1 protein-coding gene is annotated in these 706 nt (G+C 63.6%); it reads right to left on the reverse strand.

All coding sequences use genetic code 11. From position 1 onward, the window contains the following. On the reverse strand, window positions 1-706 hold a 706-nt coding region (locus tag AC1D0Z_RS23490; protein WP_477660524.1), incomplete at both ends, for a cobyric acid synthase.

A 706-nucleotide genomic window follows, 5' to 3' on the forward strand; every position in this document is an offset into this window, starting at 1 on the left:
GGGCAGGCCGTGCTGCCACCACATGGGCAGCGTTGCCACTGTGGGGATGCCGGTCATGTCCTGCAGCATCTGCGGGCCGGGGGCCAGCAGTTTCGCGTCGCCCCTGAACTTGTTGAGCACAAAGCCCTTGATGAGTTTGCGCTCGGCTTCGTCCAGCATGGCCCAGGTGCCGTACAGGTGGGCAAAGGCGCCGCCGCGGTCAATGTCGGTCACCAGCAGGCAGGCGGCATTGGCATGCTGCGCAGCGCGCATATTGACGATGTCGCTGGACTTGAGGTTGATCTCGGCAGGCGAGCCCGCGCCTTCCATCACCACCACATCGTTTTCTGCCATCAACTCATCGAGCGCGCGCGCCACCACCGGCCAGACCGAAGCGCTGCGGCCGCGCCATTCCATGCGCGAGAGTTCGGCGTTGACCCGGCCCATCAATATGACCTGGCTTTGGGTGTCTTTTTCGGGCTTGAGCAGGAGCGGGTTCATGCGCACGTCGGGTACGGCTCTCGCTGCCAGTGCCTGAAAGTACTGGGCGGAGCCGATCTCACCGCCGGGCACCCAATTTTCCGCCGGGCCGCCCCAAGGAAAATTAACCCCCTCGGGGGGCAGCGACGACACGCCAGTGCGGAGCGTGGGGGCTACAACTCTTGCGTTGTTGCTCATGTTTTGCGCTTTAAATGGCGCAACCTTGAGGCCCTGGCGTGCGTAGTAA

The sequence above is a fragment of the Polaromonas sp. P1_E3 genome (assembly GCF_056405935.1).